The 26650-nt window shown below is 65.7% G+C and carries 23 protein-coding genes; 15 read left to right on the top strand and 8 right to left on the bottom strand.

All coding sequences use genetic code 11. The annotated features are described in order from the left end of the window. Positions 1–95 precede the first annotated feature (95 nt). Complete coding sequence (gene ligA / locus E0702_RS14455) at positions 96–2165, top strand: NAD-dependent DNA ligase LigA (RefSeq protein WP_132045055.1); 2070 nt, start codon at positions 96–98, stop codon at positions 2163–2165. After that, positions 2162–2431: a YheU family protein gene (locus E0702_RS14450; RefSeq protein ID WP_132045053.1), complete on the top strand. Its 270-nt coding sequence runs from the start codon at positions 2162–2164 to the stop codon at positions 2429–2431. Before ligA ends, E0702_RS14450 begins: the two co-directional genes overlap by 4 nt. Before the next feature lie 72 nt (positions 2432–2503). On the opposite strand, the gene mnmC is transcribed toward E0702_RS14450, so the two are convergent. After that, positions 2504–4519 (bottom strand): bifunctional tRNA (5-methylaminomethyl-2-thiouridine)(34)-methyltransferase MnmD/FAD-dependent 5-carboxymethylaminomethyl-2-thiouridine(34) oxidoreductase MnmC, encoded by a 2016-nt coding sequence (gene mnmC, locus E0702_RS14445; RefSeq protein ID WP_132045051.1) that lies wholly within the window; start codon positions 4517–4519, stop codon positions 2504–2506. Positions 4520–4676: 157 nt separating this feature from the next. After that, entirely contained in the window at positions 4677–4976 is a 300-nt protein-coding gene (locus E0702_RS14440) for a YciI family protein (protein WP_132045049.1), read from the bottom strand. 110 nt (positions 4977–5086) lie between these two features. On the opposite strand from E0702_RS14440, the gene E0702_RS14435 reads away from it, so the two are divergent. After that, positions 5087–5992: a PHP domain-containing protein gene (locus E0702_RS14435; protein WP_132045047.1), complete on the top strand. Its 906-nt coding sequence runs from the start codon at positions 5087–5089 to the stop codon at positions 5990–5992. A gap of 2 nt (positions 5993–5994) precedes the next feature. After that, on the top strand, positions 5995–6618 hold the full coding sequence (locus E0702_RS14430) for an L-threonylcarbamoyladenylate synthase (RefSeq protein WP_132045045.1): 624 nt from the start codon (positions 5995–5997) through the stop codon (positions 6616–6618). Between the two features lie 10 nt (positions 6619–6628). Here E0702_RS14430 and E0702_RS14425 read toward each other — a convergent pair whose 3' ends face one another. Both E0702_RS14425 and E0702_RS14420 read right to left on the bottom strand, forming a co-directional pair. Beyond that, complete coding sequence (locus E0702_RS14425) at positions 6629–7567, bottom strand: ion transporter (RefSeq protein ID WP_132045043.1); 939 nt, start codon at positions 7565–7567, stop codon at positions 6629–6631. A gap of 23 nt (positions 7568–7590) precedes the next feature. Next, positions 7591–8457: a CYTH domain-containing protein gene (locus E0702_RS14420; protein ID WP_132045041.1), complete on the bottom strand. Its 867-nt coding sequence runs from the start codon at positions 8455–8457 to the stop codon at positions 7591–7593. A 112-nt stretch (positions 8458–8569) separates the two neighbouring features. On the opposite strand from E0702_RS14420, the gene E0702_RS14415 reads away from it, so the two are divergent. The 6 genes from E0702_RS14415 (at position 8570) to glrR (ending at position 16467) form a co-directional block, all read left to right on the top strand. Beyond that, entirely contained in the window at positions 8570–9250 is a 681-nt protein-coding gene (locus tag E0702_RS14415) for a TIGR00153 family protein (RefSeq protein ID WP_132045039.1), read from the top strand. Between the two features lie 74 nt (positions 9251–9324). Continuing rightward, a complete protein-coding gene (locus tag E0702_RS14410; RefSeq protein ID WP_132045037.1) occupies positions 9325–10590 on the top strand; it encodes an inorganic phosphate transporter in 1266 nt (421 codons plus the stop codon). Positions 10591–10738: 148 nt separating this feature from the next. Continuing rightward, positions 10739–12052: an amino-acid N-acetyltransferase gene (gene argA / locus E0702_RS14405; protein WP_132045035.1), complete on the top strand. Its 1314-nt coding sequence runs from the start codon at positions 10739–10741 to the stop codon at positions 12050–12052. Positions 12053–12919: 867 nt separating this feature from the next. After that, the gene (locus E0702_RS14400; protein ID WP_240721768.1) at positions 12920–14464 is read left to right on the top strand and encodes a sensor histidine kinase; all 1545 of its coding nucleotides are present in this window, start codon (positions 12920–12922) and stop codon (positions 14462–14464) included. A 4-nt stretch (positions 14465–14468) separates the two neighbouring features. Beyond that, positions 14469–15038 (top strand): hypothetical protein, encoded by a 570-nt coding sequence (locus tag E0702_RS14395; protein WP_132045033.1) that lies wholly within the window; start codon positions 14469–14471, stop codon positions 15036–15038. Positions 15039–15096: 58 nt separating this feature from the next. Continuing rightward, positions 15097–16467, top strand: a complete 1371-nt coding sequence (gene glrR / locus E0702_RS14390) for a two-component system response regulator GlrR (RefSeq protein WP_132045063.1) — start codon at positions 15097–15099, stop codon at positions 16465–16467. Between the two features lie 63 nt (positions 16468–16530). On the opposite strand, the gene E0702_RS14385 is transcribed toward glrR, so the two are convergent. Further along, complete coding sequence (locus E0702_RS14385) at positions 16531–17187, bottom strand: peroxiredoxin (protein WP_132045031.1); 657 nt, start codon at positions 17185–17187, stop codon at positions 16531–16533. A 142-nt stretch (positions 17188–17329) separates the two neighbouring features. Continuing rightward, on the bottom strand, positions 17330–18700 hold the full coding sequence (xseA, locus tag E0702_RS14380; protein ID WP_132045029.1) for an exodeoxyribonuclease VII large subunit: 1371 nt from the start codon (positions 18698–18700) through the stop codon (positions 17330–17332). A gap of 134 nt (positions 18701–18834) precedes the next feature. Between xseA and guaB the strand changes: the two genes are divergently transcribed. Further along, positions 18835–20304, top strand: coding sequence for an IMP dehydrogenase (guaB, locus tag E0702_RS14375; protein ID WP_132045027.1), 1470 nt, complete (start codon positions 18835–18837; stop codon positions 20302–20304). A 177-nt stretch (positions 20305–20481) separates the two neighbouring features. Then, positions 20482–22059 (top strand): glutamine-hydrolyzing GMP synthase, encoded by a 1578-nt coding sequence (guaA, locus tag E0702_RS14370; RefSeq protein WP_132045025.1) that lies wholly within the window; start codon positions 20482–20484, stop codon positions 22057–22059. 330 nt (positions 22060–22389) lie between these two features. On the opposite strand, the gene E0702_RS14365 is transcribed toward guaA, so the two are convergent. Then, positions 22390–22863, bottom strand: coding sequence for a cupin domain-containing protein (locus E0702_RS14365; protein WP_132045023.1), 474 nt, complete (start codon positions 22861–22863; stop codon positions 22390–22392). A gap of 20 nt (positions 22864–22883) precedes the next feature. Here E0702_RS14365 and E0702_RS14360 point away from each other — a divergent pair, with 20 nt between their 5' ends. From E0702_RS14360 to E0702_RS14350, 3 genes are all read left to right on the top strand, one after another. Further along, positions 22884–23435, top strand: coding sequence for a cytochrome P460 family protein (locus E0702_RS14360; protein WP_132045021.1), 552 nt, complete (start codon positions 22884–22886; stop codon positions 23433–23435). 384 nt (positions 23436–23819) lie between these two features. Then, the gene (locus E0702_RS14355) at positions 23820–24683 is read left to right on the top strand and encodes a putative RNA methyltransferase (RefSeq protein ID WP_132045019.1); all 864 of its coding nucleotides are present in this window, start codon (positions 23820–23822) and stop codon (positions 24681–24683) included. Positions 24684–24881: 198 nt separating this feature from the next. Beyond that, on the top strand, positions 24882–26168 hold the full coding sequence (locus E0702_RS14350; protein WP_132045017.1) for a dicarboxylate/amino acid:cation symporter: 1287 nt from the start codon (positions 24882–24884) through the stop codon (positions 26166–26168). Between the two features lie 242 nt (positions 26169–26410). Here E0702_RS14350 and E0702_RS14345 read toward each other — a convergent pair whose 3' ends face one another. Then, a complete protein-coding gene (locus E0702_RS14345) occupies positions 26411–26614 on the bottom strand; it encodes a cold-shock protein (protein WP_027960243.1) in 204 nt (67 codons plus the stop codon). Between the last annotated feature and the right edge of the window lie 36 nt (positions 26615–26650).

The raw sequence follows: 26650 nt of genomic DNA, 5'->3' as shown, positions 1-26650 counted from the left end.
AGCTTCGAGCTTCGAGCTTCGAGCTTCGAGCTTCGAGCTTCGAGCTTCGAGCTTCGAGCTTCGAGGCCCCGCCAAGGACCAAGAATCAGGACGCAATGACCCAGCCCGACTCGAAGATCCGCGAAGAGCTCGAGCGCCTGCGCGCCGAACTCGACGATGCCAACTATCGCTATTATGTCCTCGACGACCCTCGCCTGACCGATGCCGATTACGACCGCCGCCTGCGTCGATTGCAGCAGATCGAGAGCGAGCATCCCGAGCTGGTGACGGCGGACTCGCCGACCCAGCGGGTGGGGGCCCCCCCGGAAGCAGGATTTCCCGAAGTCGAGCATGCGGTGCCCATGCTGTCGCTGGACAATGCCTTCGACGAACAGGAGTTGGAGGCCTTCGTCAGGCGAGTAGCCGAACGCCTGGAGCGTGACGCCGCCTCGATCGCCTTCTGCTGCGAGCCCAAGCTGGACGGTGCAGCGGTATCCCTGGTCTACACCGCGGGAGAACTGGTCAGCGGGGCCACCCGCGGCGATGGCCGCACCGGCGAAGGAATCACCTCCAATCTGCGCACCCTGCGCTCGGTACCGTTGCGGCTGCGTGGTGATACACCGCCAGCCCTGCTCGAGGTGCGTGGCGAGGTAATCATCTCCCATGCCGACTTCGAGGCGATGAATGAGCGCGCCCGGTCGGATGACGCCAAGGTCTTCGCCAATCCACGCAACGCCGCCGCCGGTAGCTTGCGCCAGCTCGACCCCAAGGTGACCGCCACTCGTCCGCTGACCTTCAGCGCCTATCAGGTGGCCCGCGTCGAGCCCGATCCGGGTGACGCTACCCATAGCGGCTTGATGGCCCACCTGGGCGATTTTGGGTTCCGCACCAGTAGTGAGCTTGAGGTGGTGCAGGGCGCCGCGGGGGTGGTCGACTACTGTCGCCGGCTCGGCGAGAAGCGTGACTCGCTCGGTTACGACATCGACGGCGTGGTGATCAAGGTCGATGCGCTACGTCTGCAGCGTGAGCTGGGGTTCGTGGCCCGTGCGCCACGCTGGGCGATCGCCTTCAAGTTTCCGGCCCAGGAGCAGACCACGCGGCTCAACGATGTCGAGTTTCAGGTCGGGCGCACCGGTGCCATCACCCCGGTGGCCCGCCTGGCGCCGGTCTCGGTGGCGGGAGTTACCGTCTCCAACGCCACCCTGCATAACGCCGACGAGATCGCCAGGCTCGGGGTGATGATCGGCGATACCGTCGTTATCCGGCGTGCCGGTGATGTCATCCCGCAGGTGGCACGGGTGATCGAGGAGAAGCGACCGGCGGATGCCTGTGCGATTGTCTTCCCCGAGCGCTGCCCGGTGTGCGATGCGCAGATCGAACGCCTGGAGAACGAGGCGGTGGCGCGCTGCTCCGGGGGGCTCTACTGCCCCGCCCAGCGCAAGGAGGCACTCAAGCATTTTGCCTCACGCCGGGCGCTGGATATCGATGGTCTCGGGGAGAAGCTGATCGATGGCCTGGTCGAGCGGGACTGGGTCGCCACCCCAGCGGACCTCTTTCGCCTGCAGGCCGAGACGCTGGCCACGCTTCCGCGCATGGGCAAGAAGTCCTCCGAGAACCTGGTCGCGGCCCTGGAGAGGGCCAAGGCGACGACCCTGACTCGCTTTATCTACGCCCTGGGCATCCGCGAGGTGGGCGAAGCCACCGCGGCCAGCCTCGCGCGGCATTTCGGCACCCTGGAGGCGCTGATGGCGGCTGAACGGGAGGCCCTGGAGGGAGTCGATGATGTCGGGCCCATCGTTGCCGCCCATGTCCACACCTTCTTTCGCCAGCCGCACAACCGCGCGACCATCGATGACCTGGTCGCCTGTGGTCTGCACTGGCAGGAGCAGGCCGTCGTCGAGCGTCCTCAGCCCCTGGTCGGGCAGACCTGGGTGCTGACCGGCACCCTGGAGAGCATGACCCGCGATCAGGGCAAGGAGCGCCTGCAGGCGTTGGGGGCCAAGGTGGCGGGCAGCGTGTCGAAGAAGACCGCCGGCCTGGTAGCAGGCGAGGCCGCCGGCAGCAAGCTCGACAAGGCGCTGCAGCTGGGTGTGCCGGTACTGGATGAGGCGGCCTTCCTGGCGCAGCTGGCCGCCTGGGAAGCCGGCGACGTCGCCACGGATGAGAACGAGGAGGGCGAGACATGAGCGGCGACCGCTTTATCGAGGTGCCCTACCGGATGCTGCCGGGGGAGACCCTGGATGCCCTGCTGGAGGCCTTCGTCACTCGCCAGGGCTACGACACCACCGACACCGGCGAGGGCATGCGTGGCTGGGTGGCCGAACTCAAGCGCCAGCTGGAACGCAGCGAGCTGATCATCGCCCATGACCTCAGAACGGAGAGCACCGAGGTGATGACCCTGGCCCAGTGGCGGGCCTTCGGTCGAGATCTCGCCGACGACGAGGAGGGATAGTCTCCGACTCTAGGTGCTGCCCTCCATCGGCGAGGGCCTTGCGAGGCCCCCGGCGTCCAAGAGGATGGGCGATCACTTTCCACGAATCAGGTCGCGTATCAGGCGCCGGCCGGGATGTAGATGGTCCGCCAGCGGCTGCTCCAGGGGTAGTGGCTCGTCGCAGATCCGCGAGGCCAGTAGCTCGGCACATAGCGGGGCACTGGCCAGGCCGCGAGAGCCGTGGGCGGTGCTGATCCAGAGCCCCGCATGGTGCCGTCCGAGTGCCTCGGGAATGCGGGTGGCGTCCTTGGCCAATACTGCATACTCCTCCCGCCAGGCATCGGCGTCGGGCACTGGGCCGCAGTAGGGGGTCTTGTCCGGGCTCGCCGCACGCACCCCCACCAGGGCACGGAGCCGCTCCGGGGAGAGGTCGGTGCCGGCGTCGCGCAGGGCGGCGACGAAGTGGGGCAGGCCACGCTCCAGCTCCTCCAGGTTGGCGCGATGGTCGCCCTCGCGAGGTGTCGTGTCGGTATCGTCAGGAGCGAAGGTGGCGCCGATGTTGAGCACGCCATCCGCTGCCGGGGGCACATAGCCTCCGGCGCAGACCACACGCCCCAGCCTGGGTGCCCCCGGGGGCAGTTGGAGCTGGCTGAGCTGCCCGCGAACCGGCTGCAGGGGGAGAGGGGCGGTCTGCTCGAAGGCGACGGTTTCCGCAGCGCCGGCGACGATGACCTGGTCGGCCTCGATGGGATCGCCGTCGCGCATCTCCAGTCTCCAGCCGGTTTCCAGTCGCCGCAGTGCCGTGACCTCTCCCCGAAGGAAACTGACACCCGGCGTTTCCGCCAGTCGTATGCAGAGCTCCATGGGTCTGACCCAGGCGGCATTGGGGTAGTCCAGGGCCGGGGCATCGACACTGACGCCGGCGGCAGCGCTGGCTCCCGCGGCGTCCACCCCTCTCACCACGCTCTCCGGTAGGGGGTGGTTGGCCAGGAAACGCGTCTGGCGCGCCTGCTCCTTGTCGTTCAGGGCCAGCTGCAGCACGCCGCTCTTCCGCCATAGCGACTGCCGCGGGTCGAGCCAGGCCAGCCAGCGGCGGCTATGCAGCAGCCCGGCCAGGTAGATACGGCTCTGCCGATTGGTGTCGGCAGCCAGCTTGACGTAGAGCGCACCCTGCAGATGGGTGGCTTCCAGGTCGGCACGCTCGAGGCGGTCGATCAGGGTCACGGCGATGCCGCGCCTGGCCAGGGCGGCGGCGGCGCTGGCGCCGGCGATGCCGGCACCGATGATCGCGACATGGCGAGGTGGCCGGGGCGCCGGTGGGGTGAACCAGGGAGTCTGTCGCCGGCGTTCATCGCGGGGGGGCTCGGCGATCTCTCCGCAGAGCATCTCTCGCTTGCGCCCGAAGCCCGGTGACTTGTGCCAGGTGAAGCCGGCCGCCGCCAGGCCGCGCTTGACCACGCCGGCGCAGCTGAAGGTGGCAAAGGTAGCCCCTGGTCGGGAGCGAGCCGCCATCGCCTGGAACAGTGCCGGCTGCCACATCTCGGGGTTCTTCGCCGGGGCGAAGCCATCCAGGAACCAGGCGTCGACCCGGCCGTCGAGCAGTGACAGCCGCTCGGCGGCATCGCCCAGGTGCAGGTCGAGGGTGACGCGCTCATCGAGCCAGAGCCGGTGCACGCCGGTCACCGGCTCGGGCCACTGCGCCACCAGGCTCTCGCTGCGCCTTGCCAGATCGGGCCAGGCGGCCAGCGCCCGGGCCAGATCGGCGCGGTCGAGTGGGAACTTCTCGGTGGACACCAGATGCAGTCGAGCCTCCGGCGCCGCGTGGGCATCGAAGCAGGCCCAGGCACACAGCATGTTGAGCCCGGTACCGAAGCCGGTTTCGCCAATCACGAAGGGGCGCGGCTCCTGCCACTCCCTGAAGCGCTCCGTCAGGCGATTGCCGGCGACGAAGACATGTTCGGTCTCGGCGCGTCCATCATGGCGAGAGAAGTAGACATCGTCGAAGGCGGAAGAGTGAGGGGCTGCCTCGCCGCTTGCGTCGTTTCGCCAGTCGAGACAGGCGTTATCGAGAGCGGCGAGAGGCGGCAGGCCATCGGGGGCGGCAGTCACGGGAAGCTCCGGAGGCGTGTTCAATATTTGATCGATTGCGCCGCGGAGCCGGTATCAGGGGGCTGGCGACAGGCATCCGCGGCGTTTCAACAGGGTTGTCCACAGTGATTGTGTAAAAACCGGCTGTTGATAAGTTGGCTGGTTCAGAAAGCCTTCTTCAGGGGAGAACCTTCTTGAAAGGCTTCACCGCCACCCTGGCGTAGACGCCGGCGATCACATAGGGATCGGCATCGGCCCAGGCCTGGGCCGCCTTGAGGCTGTCGAACTCGGCGACCACCAGGCTGCCGGAGAAGCCGGCCTCGCCCGGGTCTTCGCTGTCGACCGCCGGGTGGGGACCCGCCAGGACCAGGCGACCCTCGTCACGTAGCGCCTCCAGGCGCGCCAGATGATCGGGGCGGGCGGCGAGACGGCGCTCCAGGCTGTTGTCCACATCTTCACTGATGATCGCGTAGAGCATTGGCTGGCTTCCTTCTATGGGGCGGCAGGGTCGGGTAGTGGCGCCATTGACCGGCATTGGCCAGAGGCGCACCATGATAGACCATTCTGACAAAGTCGCCGATCGGCGTCATGCCAATGTCTCCACTTCCCCTGCGCTTCGAGGGCGACCCCGCGCCGCTCAGCATCGACCTGCATATGCACTCCACCGCCTCGGATGGAGCCCTGTCCCCCATGGATCTGGTGGCGCTCTGCGCCGCCCAGGGTCTGACGCACATGGCGCTGACCGACCATGACACCCTGGACGGTGTGGCAGAGGCGGCCGAGGCGGCCCGCCACGAGGGCCTCGTACTGATTCCCGGTACCGAGCTCTCCACCCAGTGGCGCGGCATCGGCATCCATGTGGTAGGCCTGCTGCCCGAGGGCGTGAAGGGGGCGCTGGTCGAGGGGCTCGAGGCCCAGGCCGTGGCTCGCGTGAAGCGCGCCAGGACCATCGCCTCCCGCATGGAAAAAGTTGGTCTCGATGATGCCCTTGCCCGGGCACGGGAGCAGGCCGGTAGCGAGCGCCCCCTGGGCCGTCCCGACTTCGCCCGCGCGCTGGTAGCGGCGGGCGTGGTGCCCGACGTCGCGACCGCCTTCAAGAAATACCTGGGGGCCGGCAAGCCGGGTGATGTCAAGGCGCTATGGCCGGATATGGCTGAGGCGGTGGGCTGGGTGCTTTCGGCGGGGGGCGTGGCGGTGCTGGCGCATCCCCTTCGCTACTCCCTCACGCGGCGCAAGCGTGGCCTGCTGCTCGACGACTTCAGTGTCGCCGGCGGCCAGGCCGCCGAGCTGGTCAGTGGCTTCCAGAATCCCGATGTGACCCGCGACCTGTCGCGTCAGCTCCAGGAGCGCGGGCTCTATGCCTCGCTGGGCAGCGACTTTCACTTCTCCGGCGGCCACCTGGCGCCGGGCAGCATGAGCCTGGTGCCGCGCACCGCCACGCTGCCGGTATGGACCCATCCGCGGCTGGCGCCGCGGTTCAATTCAGGAGCGTGACCATGAGCCAGTTCTTCCAGATTCACCCCGAAAACCCCCAGAAGCGCCTGGTCGAGCAGGCGATCGGCATCATCCGTTCCGGCGGTGTGGTGGCCTATCCCACCGACTCGGGCTACGCCCTGGGCTGCCACCTGGGCGAGAAGAAGGCCATCGACAGGATCAAGCGGCTGCGTGCCCTGGATGACAAGCACAACTTTACCCTGGTGTGTTCCGACCTCTCCGAGATCGGTACCTATGCCAAGGTGGACAACGCCGTCTTTCGCCTGCTCAAGGCGCATACCCCTGGTGCCTACACCTTTATCCTCAATGCGACCACCGAGGTGCCGCGGCTGCTGCTGCACCCCAAGCGTCGCTCCATCGGGGTCCGCGTACCGAACCATGCCATTACCTACGCCCTTCTCGAAGCACTCGGCGAGCCGCTGATGAGCGTCACCCTGATCCCGGTGGGCGAGGAGCTGCCGATGACCGATGCCGAAGAGATCCGTGAGCGCTTCAGCGCCGACCTCGATCTGATCATCGACGGTGGCGCCTGTCATCTGGAGCCTACCAGCGTGGTGGACCTGCGCGAGCTTCCGCCGGTGGTCCTGCGCGAGGGTCGAGGCGACGTCGCTCCCTTCCGCGACTGACCTCGACGGCTTAGCCCGACGGCGGCGCCTTGTCGGTGTCGCCATCCTCCTCCTTGCCGCCATGCTCCTCCCACCAGGCCTCCTGCTCCTCCTCGGAGAGCTGCGGGTCGGGGGTGTCCTCGTCGAGCCAGGTGCCGCACAGCAGGCAGTACTTGGCGCGCTGCTCGTGGCGGTCATGGCCGCACCCCGGGCATGCCTCGTCGGAGTAGCGGTCGGCGCGGATCGAGCGGATCACCTCGGCGGAGAAGACTCCGGTGGGCACGGCGATGATCGAGTAGCCGATCAGCATCACCATTACCGAGATCGCCTGACCCAGAGGGGTCACCGGCACGATATCGCCGAAGCCCACCGTGGTCAGGGTGACGATGGCCCAGTAGATTGCCGTGGGGATGCTGGTGAAGCCGGCCGAGGCGGGCTCGATCAGGTAGACGATCGAGGCAAAGATCGAGACCAGCATGAAGACGGTAAACAGGAACAGAAAGATCTGATGACTGCTGCGTTTCAGCGCCCCTATCAGCAGGCGTCCCTCGCCGACGAACTCCATCAGCCGCAGAACCCGGAAGATGCGCAGGGTGCGTAACAGACGCACCATCACCAGCGTCTGGGTCCCGGGGACAATCAGTGCCAGCCAGGTGGGCAGGATGGCGATCAGGTCGACCATGCCGTAGAAGCTCCTGAGGTACTGCAGGGGGCGCTCCAGGCAATAGAGGCGCACCGCCAGTTCCACGGTGAAGGTGATGGTGAACCCCCACTCCAGCCAGAAGAACAGGGTGCCGTAGTCGGCACGAAGGCTCTCGATGCTCTCCAGCATCACCACCAGCACGCTGGCGAGTATCGCCACGATCAGGGCGATATCGAAGCCCTTGGCCAGCGGGGTGTCGGACTCGAAGATAACCTGGAAGACCCGAGTGCGCAGGCCCGCGCCGGCGGGTTTGGGGAGGTAGTTCACGGACGGTTTCCTTGTGATTGAGATCAGGCCAGGCGTATCCGGCCCGACAGACGGTGCGCTAGCCACAACAGACATCGGCCGTTAGAGGGCGTCAACCAGGCTTCGTTTGTCAGGGCCCTCGCAAGTGAATGTGCTGCCTCTCTCGTAGGAGTGTCGCCCAGGTCTGCGAGTTGGCGAAAGGCGTCGGCTGCCGCTTCTCGCCAGGCGCCATGGCCGCTATCGGTGTGAGCATCCAGTGCCACCACGGCGCGGTGCAGCCACGAAGACGGTGAGTCGCCCGGGGGGAGCCGCCATTCGCCCGTCAGCAGTGCTCCGCCGCGAGCCGCCTTGCTGGTATCCGAGGGGCGCAGCGCCACATGCTCGGCCAGCGTCTCGGCCAGCGGCCATAGCGCCGCCGGCTCGCCCTCCACGAGCTCCAGCTCCAGCTCACGAATCGCGACATGACGACACGCCGCCGAGATCTCACCCTCATCCAGGGCCAGCTCGATACGGGCCCCGCGATGCTCGAGGTGCCAGGTTTCGCGGCGGAAGTCCGTGGTAAAACGTGCCTCCAGTCGCGTCAGCACGTCCTTGCCCAGTTCGGCCGGTGGCAGCCCCTCCAGACCGGCCAGATCGAGTCCCGGCCCCGGGACTCGCCACTCCCACTCGCCGCGTCGTGACAGGCCGCCGCTGCCCTCGCCGCTGGTCTTTACCGTCTGCAGCAGGCGGTCGTCGACCCGACGCAGGCGCAGCGCCATGCGTGCCGCCTCGAGCTCACCCCTGGCAGTGTCGAAGTAGGTGTTGCCGAGGAGGGTGGCACTTGATGAAGACTCATTCAGCAGGGGATGACGACGCAGGGCGTCGGGGCCTTCGGGGCCCAGGGCGAGTTTCAGTTCGATCTCTTGACTCATGCGTCGACAGCCTCGATCAGGTGGGGATTCGCAAATTGGATGAATAGTCCATGACGATGGCGGCAGGGGTCACTATACTGTCGCCGCCATTTTCAAGGTTTCGAGATGCCCTATGGTGACATCCAACCCCTTCTCCGCGATGTTCGGTCGTTCGCCATTCGAGCCGTTGCTGACCCATATCGTCAAGACGAGCGAGTGCGCCGACCAGCTGCTGCCTTTCTTCGAAGCGACCCTCGTGGGTGACTGGGAGGCGGCCGCTGCTCACCGCGAAACGGTGACTCGCCTCGAGCACGAGGCCGATGAGCTCAAGACCGAGCTGCGTCTGAATCTTCCCAACACCATGTTCCTGCCAGTGTCGCGCTCGGATCTGCTCGACTTGATCAGCGTGCAGGACAAGATCGCCAACAAGGTTCGCGATATCACCGGCATCATGCTCGGCAGGCGCATGCAGGTGCCCGAGGAGCTGGCCCAGCCGATGCGCGACTACATGCATACCGCTGTGGCTTGCGTGGCCCAGGCACGTCACGCCCTGGAGGAGCTCAGGGATCTACTTGACTCCGGCTTCGGGCGAAACGTCAGCGATGTGATGCAGAAACTGATTCGTGAACTGGACCGCCTGGAGCATCAGGCCGATGCCCAGCAGGTCGCCATTCGCCGTCAGCTGTTCGGTCTCGAGGATCGTCTGCCCCCGGTCGATGTCATGTTCCTCTACACCATCATCGACTGGGTCGGTCAGCTCTCCGATCGTGCCGAGCGTGTGGGAAGCCGCCTGCAGATCATGACTGCCAACTGAGTGCCACGGCCCTGGCACTGCCAGGGCCGTTGTGAACATGCTATCAAACGACCGCAACGAGGGGACGTATCCTCATGTCGATCATTGCGCAGCACGGCGAGATCTTCATCATCCTGGCCTGCCTATTTGGCTTCTTCATGGCCTGGGGGGTGGGGGCCAACGATGTCGCCAACGCCATGGGCACCTCGGTGGGCTCTCGCGCCATCACCATCAAGCAGGCGATCCTGATCGCCGTCATCTTCGAGTTTCTCGGCGCCTGGTTAGCCGGCGGCGAAGTGACCAATACGATTCGCAAAGGGATCATCGACCCCGAGCTTCTCCAGAGTGACCCGCAGCTGCTGGTCTATGGCATGCTGGCAGCGCTGCTGGCGGCCGCTACCTGGCTATTGATCGCCTCCCTGAAGGGCTGGCCGGTCTCCACCACTCACTCCATCGTCGGTGCCATCGTCGGCTTCTCCGTGGCTGGCCTGGGAGCCGCGGCGGTGGACTGGGGCAGTGTCGGCAAGATCGCTGCCAGCTGGATCGTCTCGCCGCTGCTTGCCGGCACCATCGCCTTCACTCTGTTCAAATCGGTACAGCATCTGATCTTCGAGGCCCGCGACCCCTTCGCCGCCGCCAAGCGTTACGTACCGATGTACGTCTTCCTGGTGGGCTTTTCGGTCACCATGGTGACCCTGACCAAGGGGCTCAAGCATGTTGGTCTGGATCTTAACTTCGGCACCAGCCTGCTGTTGGCGATACTCGCCGGCCTGCTGTTTGCCGTAATGGGCGTTCTTATGGAGCGGCGGGTGCAGGCCAGTAGTCGCAAGACCGATCATTTTGGCTTCAGCGGAGTCGAGCGGGTGTTCGGAGTGCTGATGATCTTCACCGCCTGTGCCATGGCCTTCGCCCATGGCTCGAATGATGTGGCCAACGCGGTGGGTCCCCTGGCGGCGGTAATCGGCGTGGTAAATAGCGGCGGCGAGATCGAGGGGGCCGCCCTGGTGCCCTGGTGGGTGCTGGTGCTGGGCGGCGGCGGTATCGTTGTCGGCCTGGTCACCTATGGCCACAAGGTGATTGCCACCGTCGGTACCGGCATCACCGAGCTCACGCCCAGCCGTGGCTTCGCGGCTACCCTGGCCGCCGCTGTCACCGTGGTGCTGGCGTCGGGTACCGGCCTACCGATCTCCACGACCCACACCCTGGTGGGGGCCGTGCTGGGTGTTGGCCTGGCCCGCGGCATGGCGGCCCTCAACCTGCGCGTGATCGGTACCATCGCGATGTCGTGGCTGATCACCCTGCCTGCCGGTGCGGGGCTGGCCATCCTGTTCTTCTTCATGTTCAAGGGCATGTTCGGCTAGCTCATATGGGGGGGCGGGGCCACGAGCCCCAGGCCATCCTCTGCACGGAGCCCCGAGCGGCGGCACCACGTTAGTGGTGCCGCCGTTTCCGTTGCTCTGCTATAGTCGTGGACCCCCCTTTCGATCACCCGCAGCCGGAGAGCGGCTCTTGGATAAACGCTTCCCCTTCGTCGACTGGTTTCGCAACTCCTCTCCCTATATCAATGCTCATCGCGGACGAACCTTCGTCATTCTGATCGAAGGCGAGGCGATGGCGCGGGGGCGTGGTGAGCAGTTGATCCAGGATCTGGCGCTACTGCATACCCTGGGGGTACGGCTGGTGGTGGTGTTCGGCATTCGTCCTCAGGTACGCCAGGCTCTGGATGCGGCAGGGATCACGCCGGGCCAGCATCAGGGACGCTGTGTTGCCGAGGGTGAGGTGATGGCCTGCATCGAGCGTGTGGCCGCCGAGCAGCTGCTATGGCTGGAGGCGCGCTTCTCGCTGGGCCTGCCCAATACGCCGATGCATGGCGTGGAGCTCTCCGCGATCTCCGGCAACCTGGTGATGGCAAAGCCGCTTGGGGTGCGGGAGGGAGTCGACTTCGATCATAGCGGAGAGGTGCGCCGGGTGCGTACCCAGGCCATCGAGGGGTTGCTGGAGCAGGGAGCGCTGGTGGTGCTGCCTCCACTGGGCTTCTCCAGCACCGGAGAGGTCTTCGACCTCGACGCCTCGGATGTGGCCCAGCATGCTGCCATGGCGCTGTCGGCCGACAAGTTGATCCTGCTCGGCGAGGCCAGTGGCCTCTGCGATGCCAGTGGTCAGCTGCAGCGTCAGCTGACGCCCGCCGAGGCCGGGCCGCTGCTGAATCAGGCTCCCCCCGGCAGCGAGCTTGCACGTCATCTGGAGGCCGCCTGTCAGGCCGCCCGTCACGGGGTGGCGCGTACGCACCTGCTCTCGTGGCATGACCATGATGCCCTGCTTGGCGAGCTCTTCACCCGCGACGGGGTCGGCACCATGATCACCCGGCATCGTTACGAGCAGCTGCGCTCGGCGGAGCTGGCGGATATCGGAGGCCTGCTGGAGCTGCTCGAACCGCTGGAGCAGCGCGGCATGCTGGTGCCTCGCTCCCGTGAACGGCTGGAGCACGAGATCGACGATTATCTGGTGATCGAGCGCGACGGCATGATCATCGGCTGTGCCGCCCTGCATCGGTTCGATGATGCCGAGATGGGCGAGCTGGCCTGCGTGGCGGTTCACGATGACTATCGTGGCGGTGCTCGCGGCGAGCTACTGCTCGCTGAGCTCGAGCGACGTGCCCGGCGGCAGGGGCTGTCTGCGTTGTTTGCCCTCAGCACCCACACCACTCACTGGTTCTTCGAGCACGGCTTTCGCCTGGCCGACCTCGAGGCGCTGCCTCCGTTGCGCCGGGACACCTATAACCATGCCCGCAAGTCCAAGGTGCTGATCAAGTCACTCGGCTGATCATGCCGGCGTGTTATCGCAACGATCTCGCCTGCCATTTGCAACGATGTGGCAAGCCATGTCCTGTCGCCGTGAGGTGTCACCTCCTGTGCGGTCGTCGCGGTTTGGCGACTCTCTAAGCTATTGATAAGTATGGCTGTTTAGAGATCCTCTCCGCTTGTGTCTTTTTCTTGCGACATAATCCCGGTCGCAAGCCTCCCCGCCGCCCGGGTTGTAACACATCCTGAGTAAAGGCGAGTCTGTAAGTGATTGAATTTTAGCTATTTATTTAATTTTGGCACGAAGTTCGCAATATGTGAAGTGAGCGACGGGAGTGGTTCATTACGGCTCGAGCCATTTCGATCGCGGCGGGGGCGGAACGACACTGCCCTGTGCCTCGCCTCCAAAGCGATCAACGTCTGCTCCTAGCGATGTGTGACTTAGGTTGCGATGAGACGGGTACCGACATGGTCAGGGATGTGTACCCAAGGGCAAGGATGCCCCGGCATGGATGCCTCTCCCCCTTGCGGGGGATAGAATCGCGCAGTGGCGCCGCGGCCACATTGGTTACGACCAGGCCGGGCGACACCGCCAGAAACGAAGCGGGATGGTCGGCCCTCGAAGGCTTGCCATCCGCATGAGGAGGGCCAGCCCCTGGTGGCAGATGGCTCGCCCATGGCTTCGAGGGCCTTCCCCGGCCCGTTTGGAAGGGTGGGCGTTGGCTGGACCAGGCCGCCACCGGTGATCCTTCCAGACCCTTCAGTTCCCTGCGTACTTGGGCCGGCTCTGCCGGCCTTTTTTTTACCACTCGCATGTTTTTTACCGCTCGCATGCCGCGATCTAGAGGGCACGGCGCCCAGGCAAACTCTGGTATCCTGAAGGTTCGACATGATGGCAACCCCATCCGCCACCCCGCCCCTTGGTTATCTGCAAAGAACGCTGGACATGGCCACCCGAGTCGCCCGTCGCTGGCGCCCCCGCTCCCTGCTGCAACTCGTGCTGATCGCCTTCGTGGTGGTGATGCTGCCGTTGGGCGTGCTGATGTTCCAGGCGGGTCAGGCCCTCTCCGAGCTCACCCGTTTGGCCGACATCAGCGCACGCCAGGCGGTGGAGGAGACGCGGCGCGCCCGGACCCTGGGGGTATTGGCCCTGGAGATGGAGCGTAGTGCTCGGCAGTATGCCGTCCTGGAGCAGGAGAGCCTGCTGGAGATCTATGCCGCCCGGCTCGAGGAGTATCGTCAACTGCTGGGTCGGCAGCAGGAGCTGCTGCCGGAAGCTCCTGTCATGGTGGAGCTGGAGGCGCTTCTCGAGCGCCTGAGCGATCTGCCCGGCCTGGAGCTGGCCGCGTTCAAGGATCGGCTCGAGGCTTTCCCGGCACTCGCTGAGCATACCGAAGCGCTGCGCCAGGCCACCAATCAGCGCATCGATACGCGCATTGATGCGATTCGTGAAGGGGCGCGAGGGGTACAGAGACAGCTGTGGTGGCAGACCGGGGCTCTGGTGTCGGCCAGCCTGGTGCTGATGCTGCTGTTCTCATGGCTAATCATTCGTCCGGTGCGCCAGCTGGAACGCCGTATCCTGGGGATCGGCAGTGGTTCCCGTGATGCGCCACCCCGCCCAGTACAGGGCCCCGCCGAGTTGATTCAGCTGGATGAACGCCTCGACTGGCTCGCCTCGCGTCTCGATGAGCTTGAGGCAGAAAAGCAGCGCTTCCTGCGCCATATGTCTCATGAACTCAAGACCCCGCTGGCCAGCGTGCGTGAAGGCTCTGCGCTGCTGGGCGACGGAGTGGCCGGGAAGCTGACCCCACAGCAGCAGGAGATTCTCGAGCTGATCGATGGCAGCGGCCGCGAGCTGCAGCGGCTGATCGAGCAGCTGCTCGACTACAATCTGCTGCAGCAGAACCGCCGAGTGAAGATTGAGCGGCTCGACGTTGCCACCCTGCTGCACGAAGTGCTGGCCAAGCACCGTCTAGCGCTGGCCAACAAGGGGATGCGGGTCGAGGGCTTCAATGGCCCGGTGGTGTGGCCACTGGATCGTGCCGCGACTGAGCATATCCTCGATAATCTGGTCTCCAACGCCATCGCCTATGGTGAGGACGGAGGTGTGCTGGAGATCCGGGCTCGACAGCGTCGAGGTCGTCTTGAGTTGGAAGTGGCCAATAGCGGCGAACCCATCGCCGAGGCGGATCGCCCGCGGTTGTTTGAGGCCTTCTATCAGGGCGGCACGCGTCGCAAGGGGCCGCTCAAGGGCTCCGGCATCGGACTCTCGGTAGCGGCGGATTGCGCCCGCCTGCAGCAGGGCGAGCTGGCGCTGGTGACAGATCCACGCCTGGCAGTCTGCTTCCGCTTGACGCTGCCGCACACTGCCCCCTCGAGGGGTGATCCTACTGACACGCCTGCCGAATTGGCAGACCCACAAGCAAGGAGCTGATGTGATGACGCTGCGTCCCCTGTTGACCTGTCTACTGGCCACCTGGTTGGTCGGTTGCGAGAGTCTGTCGCAGGGGCTGATGGAGCACTCCGCCGAGCCGACCAGTGTCGTGGAGTCTGCCGCCCACTGCCGCTCCGAACTGCCGAGCTTCACCAACGAGGCGTGCCTGCTGAGGGAGTGGGTCGACTTCGGGCTGGCGTCGCAGCGCGGTGATCGCACCTGGCGTGATGCCATGCTCAAGCGCCTGGAAGGTGAGGAGGCGGAGCAACGCCTGGCCCGCGCCGTGGCGCTCTCATGGGGGAACCACCGGCAGTGGGTGCTTGCCTCGGAGCTTTACAAGGCCGACCTGGGTGCCGCGCCTGTGACCCTGCAGCCGCTGCTACGCTACTGGCTCAACGAGCTGGAGCGTCGCCGCGCCATGCTTGGGCGACTGAATGCCGCGCACTCCTCCCAGCTGGATAGCGAGGCCCGGATCACCGCCCTGGAGGGGGAGAAGGCCGCCCTGACGGAGAAGCTCGAGGCGCTGACCGCCATCGAACGAAGTATCAACCTGCGACAGCAGAACGAAGAGTGATGGAGGCCTCGATGTGAAGACCCTGCCCCCCCTGCAAACGCGTGCTGAATCGACCCGGATGGCAGCCGCCGGGAGTGCCGGGCGCCGGCAGCCTGCCCATATCCTGCTGGTGGATGACGACGTCAGCCTGCTGAGGCTGCTGGGCATGCGACTGGAGAGTCGCGGCTACCGGCTGACCACCGCGGCGAGCGGCCGTGAGGCGCTCAGGTCGCTGGAGGTCAATCGTCCCGACCTGGTGATTACCGACCTGCGCATGGACGAGATGGATGGTCTGATGCTGTTCCGCGAGGTGCAGCGGGCGGCGCCGGGGCTTCCGGTCATCCTGCTCACCGCCCACGGCTCGATACCCGATGCGGTCGCGGCGACTCGCGAGGGCGTGTTCAGTTTCCTGACCAAGCCGGTGGATCGAGACGAACTGTTCGCTGCCATCGAGGATGCCTTGACCCAGGTCCCGGGCGGGCTGACGGATGGCGATGAAGCCTGGCGTGCCGAGATCATCACCCATAGCCCCGAGATGGAGCGCCTGCTGGAGCAGGCGCGCATGGTCGCCGCCTCCGATGTCAGCGTGCTGGTCAGCGGCCCCTCAGGCTCGGGCAAGGAGCTGATGGCCAGAGCCATTCATCGTGCCAGCCCGCGGGCCGAAAAGCCCTTCGTGGCGATCAACTGTGGTGCCCTGCCTGAACAGCTGCTGGAGAGTGAGCTGTTCGGGCATGCCAAGGGAGCCTTTACCGGGGCGATCAGCGAACATCGTGGCCTGTTTCAGGCCGCCGACGGCGGCACCCTGTTTCTCGACGAGATCGGCGACATGCCGTTGCCGCTTCAGGTCAAGCTGCTGCGTGCCCTCCAGGAGCGTCACGTTCGCCCGCTGGGCTCCACTGTTCAGGTGCCGGTGGACGTGCGAATCATCTCGGCAACCCACCGCGACCTCGATCGTGCCATGGGCGAGGGCGAGTTTCGCGAGGACCTCTACTACCGCCTCAATGTGGTCAACCTGCGTCTGCCATCGCTCAAGGAACGCCCCGAGGATGTGCCGTTGCTGGCCAAGCACCTGGTGGTCCAGGCCGCCGAGCGTCACAAGCCCTTCGTCAAGGGCTTCTCGCCGGAGGCCCTGAAGCTGCTGGCGGCCAGTGCCTGGCCGGGTAACGTGCGTCAGCTGGTCAATGTGGTCGAGCAGTGTGTGGCCTTGACCGGGACCGCGATCATCCCCGAGGCGCTGGTGGCCCAGGCGCTGGCGGCCGAAGAGAGCGTGTTGCCGACGTTCAACGATGCTCGGGCGGCCTTCGAGCGTCGTTACCTGATCAAGGTGCTGAAGCTCACCGCGGGCAACGTGACCCAGGCGGCGCGTATCGCCGGGCGCAACCGTACCGACTTCTACAAGCTGCTGGGGCGTCACGATCTGGAGCCGGCTACCTTCAAGCCGGAGCGCTGAGGGCTAACGAAATGACTGGCCCCCGCCAGGGGGCGGGGGCCAGGGGATCGCATCGTGCTCCGTTTACTGCTGGGGAAGCTTGGTGCGACGCAGGTAGGGGAAGACGGTCTCGAACTCGCCGAACTTGGCCTTGGCATCCTCGTCGGAGACCGTCGGGGGAATGATCACGTCCTCGCCCACGGTCCAGTCCGCCGGGGTGGCGACGCCTTTGCCGTTGGCGGTCTGCAGGGCATCCAGGGCACGCAGTACCTCGGCGAAGTTGCGACCGACGTTCATCGGGTAGGTCATGGAGAGCTTGAGCTGCTTGTCCGGACCGATGATGAACACCGAGCGGACCGTGGCGCTGTCGGCGGGAGTTCGGCCATCGGGCAGGTAAGCCTCGGCGGGCAGCATGTCGAACAGTTTGGCGACCTTGAGGTCCTCGTCGGCGATGATCGGGAAGCCGACATCGCTGCTGGCAAAGCTCTCGATGTCCTTGATCCAGCCCTTGTGCTCCTCCACGCCATCCACCGAGATGCCGATGACCTTGGTATCGCGCTTTTCCCACTCATCGCTGAGCTTGGCCACGGCGCCGAACTCGGTGGTGCAGACCGGGGTGAAGTCCTTGGGGTGGGAGAACAGGATGGCCCATTTGCCGTCCAGCCACTCGTGGAAGCGAATGGCACCCTGGCTGGTGTCGGCCTCGAAGTCCGGTACGAGGTCATTGATGCGCAGAGACATGTGTGACTCCTTTATACATGCTGATGAAGTCCCGCCCATGGCGGGAGTGTCGCAAGAACAGTCGACGAAACGGCATCTGGCCCGGAACGTCAAGACGACTTGCGACTAAGCTTAGATAGCGCAGGGGCGTGAGCTTCCTGCACTATCGGTTAGACCGCTTGCCGGTCGGAATATCGGCGTCATAAGGAAGTACCTCGAGTGTCAGGCGTCCATCCCCCAGGCGGGCGGACAGACGGTCGCCGGGGGCGGCGTCGTCGGCTCGTCGTACCACGCGCGCCTGTTCATCCTCGAGTATCGCATAGCCACGGCCCAACACCGCCAGGGGACTGACGGCATGCAGCTCCCTGGCGACTGCTGTCAGACGCTCGCGATGACGCGCCAGCACCCGCGGTGCCGCGATGCTCAGACGCTGGCTTGCCGTCTCGAGGCGGCGTTCGGCCAGTGCCAGTTGGCGGCCGGGCGGGTGTGCCGTCAGGCGGCGCTGCAGTTGGGCCTGGTGCCGGCTGGCCTCGGTCAGGCGCGCCTGAAGGGCTCGCGTCAGTCGTCCGGTCAGTTGTGCCAGCGCCTGGCGCCGGTGCTGCAACTTCTCGCCAGGATGACGCAGTCGCGCCCGCTGGTGATCCAGGCGCTGACCCTCGCCATCGAGGCGAGACTGGATCGCGCGCATCAGGCGAGCCTGGAGCATCGCCAGACGGTGGCCGAGATCGTGGCGATCCGGCACCAGTCGTGCCGCTCCCGCAGAGGGGGTGGGGGCGCGTGCATCGGCGGCAAAGTCGGCAAGGGTCGCATCCACCTCGTGGCCCACCGCCGACATGATCGGCAGTCGCGAATGGAAGATCGCCCGGGCCAGGTGCTCGTCGTTGAAGGCCCACAGGTCCTCAAGGCTGCCGCCGCCCCGGGTGAGGAGGATGACGTCGCGGTCCGGGTCGAGATTCGCTTGGCGATTGAGTAATCCTAGCGCCGAGATCATTGTCGGCACCGCCTCGCGCCCCTGTACCGCCACTGGAATCAGCGTCACGTTCACCATGGGCCAGCGTGCGGCAAGCACCGCCAGTACGTCGCGAATCGCCGCACCGGTAGGCGATGTGATGATCAGCAGGTGGCGTGGCGGGCAGGCCAGAGGGCGGGCGTTGGCGAACACGCCTTCGCTGTCGAGTCGTGACTTGAGCCGTTCATAGGCCGCCAGCAGCTCGCCCAGGCCGGCGGCCTGCACCGCTTCCGCGATCAGCTGATAGTCGCCTCTCGGCTCGAAGACCGACAGCCGCCCGCGTACCTTGACCCGGTCACCGTCGCGCATCGTCGCCCCGACGAAGCGTGCACGGCTCCGAAACAGGGCGCCGCGCAGCTGGGCATGCTCATCCTTGAGGGTAAAGTAGACATGACCGGAGCTGGGGCGCGAGACCCCGGAGAGCTCGCCCTCGACCCAGATATCGCCGAAGCGCCCCTCCAGCAGCTGCCGGGCGCTATGGTTGAGTTCGCTGACGGATAGGGGTGGGGCATCGGGGTGGCTCATGGCGCGGGCTCCTCGGATATCAGGGGCAGGGTAGCATGGAGTCGTGTTGGTTCGTGACGTGGCCCGCCTTCGCCCGTTATAATGGTGGATTAACTTACCTCCCTTCTCCCACCAGCTCACTGGGTGTTGCCGATATGCTACGTATGGCCCAAGAAGCTCTTACGTTCGATGACGTATTACTCGTCCCCGGGTATTCCGAGGTCCTGCCCAACGACGTCAGCCTACGGACCCGGCTGACACGGGATCTCCACCTGAACATCCCGCTGGTCTCCGCCGCCATGGACACGGTGACAGAGGCGCGACTGGCCATCGCCATGGCCCAGGAAGGGGGCATCGGCATTATTCACAAGAGCATGACCATGGCGCAGCAGGCCGCCGAGGTGCGCAAGGTCAAGAAGCACGAGAGCGTGATCGTCAAGGATCCGGTCACCGTTGGCCCCAAGGCCAAGCTGGCCGACCTGCTGGCGATGGCCGAGGAGCACGGCTTCTCCGGCTTCCCGGTGGTGGAGGGGGAAACCCTGGTGGGCCTGGTGACCGAGCGCGACATGCGCTTCCAGCCCAACCACGGCGACAGCGTCGCCGACATCATGACCCCCGGCGAGAAGCTCGTCACCGTGCCGGTGGGCACCACCCTCGACGTGATCAAGGGCAAGATGCAGGAGCACCGCATCGAGAAGATGCTGGTGGTCGATGACGAGAACCGCCTGCGCGGCCTGGTCACCTTCCAGGACATCGAGAAGGCTCGCACCTTCCCCAACGCCGCCAAGGACGCCGACGGCCGCCTGCTGGTCGGCGCCGCGGTGGGCACCGGCCCCGAGACGCCGGACCGCGTGGCCGCCCTGGCCGAGGCCGGGGTCGATGTGGTGGTGGTTGACACCGCCCACGGCCACTCCAAGGGCGTGATCGAGCGCGTGCGCTGGGTGAAGGAGAACTTCCCGCAGATCCAGGTGATTGGCGGCAACATCGCCACCGCCGAGGCCGCCAAGGCGCTCGCGGAAGCCGGCGCCGACGCCGTCAAGGTCGGCATCGGCCCGGGCTCCATCTGCACCACTCGCGTGGTGGCCGGCGTCGGCGTGCCGCAGATCACCGCCGTCTCCAACGTCGCCGCGGCGCTTGAACCCTACGATATCCCGCTGATCGCCGACGGCGGCGTGCGCTACTCCGGCGACCTGGCCAAGGCCGTGGCGGCCGGTGCCAGCACCGTGATGGCCGGCGGCCTGCTGGCCGGCACCGAGGAGGCTCCGGGCGAGATCGAGCTTTTCCAGGGCCGCACCTACAAGGCCTACCGCGGCATGGGCTCCATGGGCGCCATGTCCCAGACCCAGGGCAGCGCCGACCGCTACTTCCAGGACAAGGACGCCGGCGCCGAGAAGCTGGTGCCCGAGGGCATCGAAGGCCGCGTGCCCTACAAGGGCATGATGAGCGCCATCGTCCACCAGCTGATGGGCGGCCTGCGGGCCTCCATGGGCTACACCGGCTGCCGCGACATCCAGGAGATGCGCACCAAGCCGCAGTTCGTGCAGATCACCGGGGCCGGCTTCAACGAGTCCCATGTGCACGATGTGCAAATTACCAAGGAAGCCCCCAACTATCGGGCTGGTTAAAAAGCGCCGCTGGAATGGCGCCATGCGTTGTTGAAAACGGCCTCGGCATGCTCATTGACAGACTCGTCAACTCCGCTGCCTCGGCCGTTTTCGCCTAGCCTGACGCTCATCCAGCAACGCTCGCAGGATTTTCTACGTATTTTCAGCCTTGGCCTAGATGCCCTAGCGGATGCTTTCATGACCGATATTCACGCCCACAAGATCCTGATCCTCGACTTCGGCTCCCAGTACACCCAGCTGATCGCCCGCCGCGTGCGCGAGATCGGTGTCTACTCCGAGGTTCGCGCCTTCGATATCAGCGAGGCCGAGATTCGCGAGTACGCCCCCAACGGCATCATCCTCGCCGGCGGCCCCGAGTCGGTCACCGAGCTGGATTCGCCCCGTGCCCCGCAGTGCGTGTTCGAGATGGGGCTGCCGGTGCTCGGCATCTGCTACGGCATGCAGACCATGGCCGAGCAGCTTGGTGGTGCCGTCGAGGGCTCTCATGTTCATGAGTTCGGCTATGCGCAGATTCGTCTCGACGCTGAAACGGCGCTGTTCAAGGACATCTCGGATCACATCGATCACGACACCGGCAACAGCCTGCTCGATGTCTGGATGAGCCACGGTGACAAGGTATCACGGGTGCCCGACGAGTTCATTGTGACCGCCTCCACCCCGAGCTGCCCGATCGCCGCCATGGCCTGGGAGGAGAAGCGCTTCTTCGGAGTGCAGTTCCACCCCGAGGTGACCCATACCCTGCAGGGTCAGCGTATCCTCGAGCACTTCGTGCTCGACATCTGCGGCAGCGAGCGCAACTGGACCCCGGCGCAGATCATCGAGGACCAGATCGCCCGCGTGCGCGACCAGGTAGGCGATCGTCACGTGCTGCTCGGCCTCTCCGGCGGCGTCGACTCCTCCGTGGTCGCCGCGCTGCTGCACAAGGCCATCGGCGACCAGCTGACCTGCGTGTTCGTCGACAACGGCCTGCTACGCAAGGCCGAGGGCGACCAGGTGATGGAGACCTTCGCCAAGCACATGGGCGTCAAGGTGATCCGCGTCGACGCCGAGGACCTGTTCCTCGACAAGCTTAAGGGCGTCGACGAGCCCGAGGCCAAGCGCAAGATCATCGGCAACACCTTCATCGACGTGTTCGATGCCGAGGCCGCCAAGATCGAGGGCGTGGACTTCCTGGCCCAGGGCACCATCTACCCGGACGTGATCGAATCCGCCGCCGCCAAGACCGGCAAGGCGCACGTGATCAAGTCGCACCACAACGTGGGCGGCCTGCCCGAGACCATGAAGCTCAAGCTCGTCGAGCCGCTGCGCGAGCTGTTCAAGGATGAGGTGCGCAAGCTCGGCGTCGAGCTCGGCCTGCCCTACGACATGGTCTACCGTCACCCCTTCCCGGGGCCGGGCCTGGGCGTGCGCATCCTCGGCGAGGTGAAGAAGGAGTACGCCGACATCCTGCGCGAGGCCGACGCCATCTTCATCGAGGAGCTGCACAACGCCGGCTGGTACCACAAGACCAGCCAGGCCTTCGCCGTCTTCCTGCCGGTCAAATCGGTTGGCGTGGTAGGCGACGGCCGCCGCTACGAGTGGGTGATCGCCCTGCGTGCCGTGGAGACCATCGACTTCATGACCGCCCGCTGGGCGCACCTGCCCTACGAGCTGCTGGAGAAGGTCTCCAACCGCATCATCAACGAGATCACCGGCGTCTCCCGGGTGACCTATGACGTGAGCAGCAAGCCGCCGGCCACCATCGAGTGGGAGTGATCGCCGGGGCAGGGCGGATAAGAGTCGCCTAGCCCCGCCGCATCATCCGGGTCATACGAAAGCCTGCCGTTATCGGCTAATGCCAGTCAGTTAACGCTGACCGGCATTACAATTAGACCCCGTTCCCGTTCCCGTTCCCGTTCCCGTTCCCGTTCCCGTTCCCGTCCCTCGCGGCGTCGGCGCTGCGCCATTCCCGCGGCGAGCAGCCGGTATGCCGGCGGAATACCTTGGTCAGCGCCGAGGGGCTGCTCTAGCCCACCTGGCCGACGGTGTCGCGAAACAGGCTGGCGAAGCGGGCCCGGGACATGCCCGCCTCGCGGGCCAGCCCGTTCAGCGTCCAGTCGTCCTCGGCCGGTCGTGCAGGGCGATCAGCGCCTTGGCCAGCTTGGGGTGAGCCATCCCCGCCAGCAGCCCCGATTCCACTTCGCCGGCATCCATCAGATAGCGCAGTAACTGGATTACCAGCAGTTCACATAGCCGATCCAGAACGGCCTGTCGGCCGCAGCGCTCCTCCCGCATCTCCGCCAGCATCAGCCCCAGCAGGCCGTCCATGCCGCTCAGCCGCTCCAGGGGCGTCACCAGCAGCGAGGGAAGGGCGCGATGGATGGGGCAGATATTGCCAGCGCCGAAGCGGAACGAGCCGCACAGGGTCTCGGCGCCCTCCGGGCCCGGCCCGAGGCGGTGCGCGTCGCCGGCGGCCAGCAGGATCAGCACCGGGGCCGTGAAGCGGCGTGGCGGACCGTCCGCCAGCGTCAGTTCCAGCGTGCCGCCTACACTGTCAATTGCCGGCGATCGTTCCGGCACCCGAACAGGAGGAGCGGATCATGACAACCATCAATGCTTTTGGGCTGGCGACGCTGCTGGCGCTGACCGGCCTTCCCGCCCTCGCCGCCGATCTGGCGACGACGACCTACCGCGAACACGTGGACGGCGAGGGCGGCATCTCGCTCCCGGCGGAGGTCCGGGGCCGCTGGGTTCACCTCGGCTCCTGGGTGATCAATGACGCCGAGGCCCCCGGGGCCGGCTTCCACGACGTCTATACCCAGCCCGAGGCCGCGCGGGCCTATCAGGAGAGCGGTGAGTTCGCCGATGGCACCGTCCTGGTCAAGGAGATCCGCAGCGTCGAGGCCGGTGACAAGACCACCGGACCGGCCCTGTGGGCCGGCGAGCCGCAGATCTGGTTCGTGATGGTCAAGGACAGCCGGGGGCGCTTTGACGGCCCCCACTGGGGCGAAGGCTGGGGCTGGGCGCTGTTCAAGGCCGACGCGCCGGAGCAGAACGTGTCCGAGAGCTTCGAGGGCACCTGCAAGGGCTGCCACGTACCGGCGCAGCAGACCGACTGGGTATTCGTCGAGGGCTACCCGACGCTGCGCTGAGCGGCGCCGAGGCTACCAGCGAACCGCACAGCGGTTTCTGCCTGCGTGCTTGGTCCGGCACATGATGGCATCGGCCCGCTGGGTCGCGTCCTGGGCGTTGGCATCATTCGGCCGAAGCGGGTGGCGCCGATGCTCACCGTGTAACGGAAGGGGAGATCGTCGGCGTCGATCGAGGTCTCGGCGGCGGTGTCGACAAAAGAGCGGCGGTTGGCCAGACCGACTAGTGGATCGTTACTGGCCTGGTCACCCGCGTATAATGTCCTCACTTGGTACGGCATTGGGCAGGGCTCGATGGAGCGACCGTGAATACAGCCGCGGTGTAGGGGCACCATGCATCGTGGAATGAAGCATCGCGGAATGAATGTAGCAGAGGAGGGGTGACCCATGAGCACCACATCGTTCGAGGCGCTGGCCTGCCCGCTGGACGGCAATGTCCTGCACAAGGGCGTCAGCACCTGGTGCTGCGCGGCCGGACACAGCTTCGATATTGCCCGCCAGGGTTACGTTCACTTGCTGCCGGTGCAGAACAAGCGCTCCGGGGATCCCGGCGACAGCAAGGCGATGGTGTCGGCGCGGCGGCGCTTTCTTGAGGCCGGCCACTATCGGCCCATCGCCGAGGCCGTCGCTAGCGCCGTGCTGGCCGAAGTGCCGGGTGAGGGTACTCTTTGCTGCCTGGATGCCGGTTGTGGCGAAGGTTACTACCTGCGCAAACTGGCCGATGTCGCATCCGGGATCGAGGGGGTGCCAGGCAAGGCGCCGGCGCTAGCGCTACTGGGCGTAGATATCTCCAAGTGGGCGGTGCTCGCCGCCGCCAAGCGCCAGGGGAGCGCCACCTGGGTGGTGGGTACCAACGCCCACCTGCCGGTCCAGACTAGCTGCGTTGATCGCGTGCTGTGCCTGTTCGGCTTCCCCGTCTATGCCGAGTTCGCCCGCGTGCTGAGGCCGGGCGGCGAGCTGCTGATGGTCGAGGCCGGGCCGAACCATCTGCGTGAGTTGCGCGAGATCATCTACCCGAGCCTCAAGCCACCCCGAGAGGGCGGCGAGATCGTGCCCGAGGGGTTCGCCCGGCGACTCGGCGAGACGCTGCGCTTCGCCATCGAGCTCGAGGGTGCCGAGCCCATTGCCGATCTGCTGGCGATGACGCCGCATCTGCATCGTGCCAGTGCCGAGGGGCGCGAGAAGGCCGCGGCCCTGACCTCGCTCGCCCTCACCGTGGACGTGCGACTGACACGGCTGGTGCGAGAATGATGTGATTCAGGTGTTCGGCCCCGTCCCGATCTTGCGCTACCTGGTGCATGCTTCGGCGAGCCTTGGGTCCATCGCCACGATGCCAGTGATGTCGAGCACAAGGCGCATAGCGTTATAAGCTATTAACTTTACAGTCTTTGCACGCCGGGCTCTGTGTGTCTATGGTCCGCGGCGCTCTTTCATTTTGACGAGGTCCCCATGTCGACGCTTTTGACATCCCTGTGGCACGGCTATCGCGATACCTCGCTGATCCTGCGCGTGAGCATCGCCCTGGTGCTGGGCGTGGTGGTCGGCCTGGTCGGCGGGCCTGCCGTGGCTGAATGGCTGGCCCCACTGGGCGAGCTGCTGATGCGACTGCTGAAGTTTATCATCCTGCCCATCGTGCTATTCACCCTGATGTCGGGGGTCAATCAGGGCGCTTCCGGTAGCCTCGGGCGCATCGGCCGCAAGGTGTTTCTCTACTACCTGGCCACCTCGGCCTTGGCTATCGCCGTGGGACTGGCCGTGGCGACCCTGCTGTCGCCGGGGGAGGGGATGTCACTGCAGGGGGCCGGTTCCGTCTCGGTGCCCGACAATCCCGGTATCCTCTCGGTGGTGCTCGGCATCGTGCCGAATAATATCGTTGCCGCCTTCGCCGAGCAGGATCTACTGGGTATCATCTTCATCGCGTTAGTCTTTGGTCTAGCCGTGTCGAAGATGCGTCAGTCTGAATCCCAGGCGGAACTGGGTGAACGGCTCTACGGCCTGAGCGAGGCGCTTAACACCGCCACGCTCAGGGTGATGGATGGAATTCTTCACGTCGTGCCGGCCGGGGTCTTCGCCATCGTGGCCAATACCGTCGCCGACCAGGGCCTCGCGACCCTGCTGTCGCTGGGCGATATGGTGGTGGTGCTCTATCTGGCGCTGGGTGCGCAGCTACTGGTCTATCTCGGCCTGCTCAAGGGCTTCGGTGTGCCGGCTCGCGCTTTCTTTCGCGAGGCGCGCACCCCCATGGCCACCGCCTTCGCCACCCAGAGCAGCGCCGGCACCCTGCCGCTGACCCTGGGCGCCGCGAACCGCCTGGGCCTGCCGCGTAGCCTCTACGGCTTCAGCCTGCCACTGGGTGCGACGCTGAACATGGATGGGGCGGCGATCCGCATCGCCATCTCGGCGGTGTTCGCCGCCAACGTGATGGGCGTGCCACTGGATTGGGCGAGCATGCTGCAGATCGTTGTAGTAGGCACGCTGATCTCGGTGGGTACCGCCGGGGTACCGGGGGCCGGTATCGTGATGATCGCGACGGTGTTCTCTCAGGTAGGCTTGCCTATCGAGGCCGTGGCGCTGCTGACCGCCATCGATGCTCTGGTGGGCATGGGCTGTACCGCACTCAACGTGACCGGCGACCTCGTTGGTACGGCGGTCATCGACCGCAGCGAACGTAGTCGGAGCCCCTCGTTGATGGCTTCACAGGCAGTCAAAGCTACCGACCCTGCCCAGCATCGCTAATCTCGGCTCAGGTTTGCCTCCGCGTTTCACAGGCCTGCCAGTGTGATGCTGGTGGGCTTTCTTGCTATTGTGGGCTGGTCACTGCGGAAGAGTCGGAAGGGTGTCAGCCTGGAAGAGGGGTATCTGGAAAAGGGCTACATAAGCCCGAAGAAACCTTGAGGAGGGCAACAACGAAACAGGGCTCGCCGAAGCGAGCCCTGTTACACGAACCGTGAGGTTCGTGCGCGTTCATGATCCGGAGATCAGAGCGGCTTGATGTTGGAGGCCTGGAGGCCCTTCTTGCCCTGGGTCACGTCGAAGGAGACGCTCTGACCTTCCTGCAGGGACTTGAAGCCTTCAGCCTGAATCTCGGAGAAGTGGGCGAACACGTCATCACCGCCGTCAGACGGAGAGATGAAGCCAAAACCCTTGGAGTCGTTGAACCACTTTACGGTACCAGTCGTCATAATAAATCCTTTCGCGCTTAGCGCCTTGCAAAGTTC

The organism is Halomonas marinisediminis (assembly GCF_004347715.1).
Taxonomy (GTDB): domain Bacteria; phylum Pseudomonadota; class Gammaproteobacteria; order Pseudomonadales; family Halomonadaceae; genus Halomonas; species Halomonas icarae.
The sequence above is the reverse complement of the archived record's forward strand: the minus strand, read 5'-3'. Positions and strand labels throughout refer to the sequence as shown.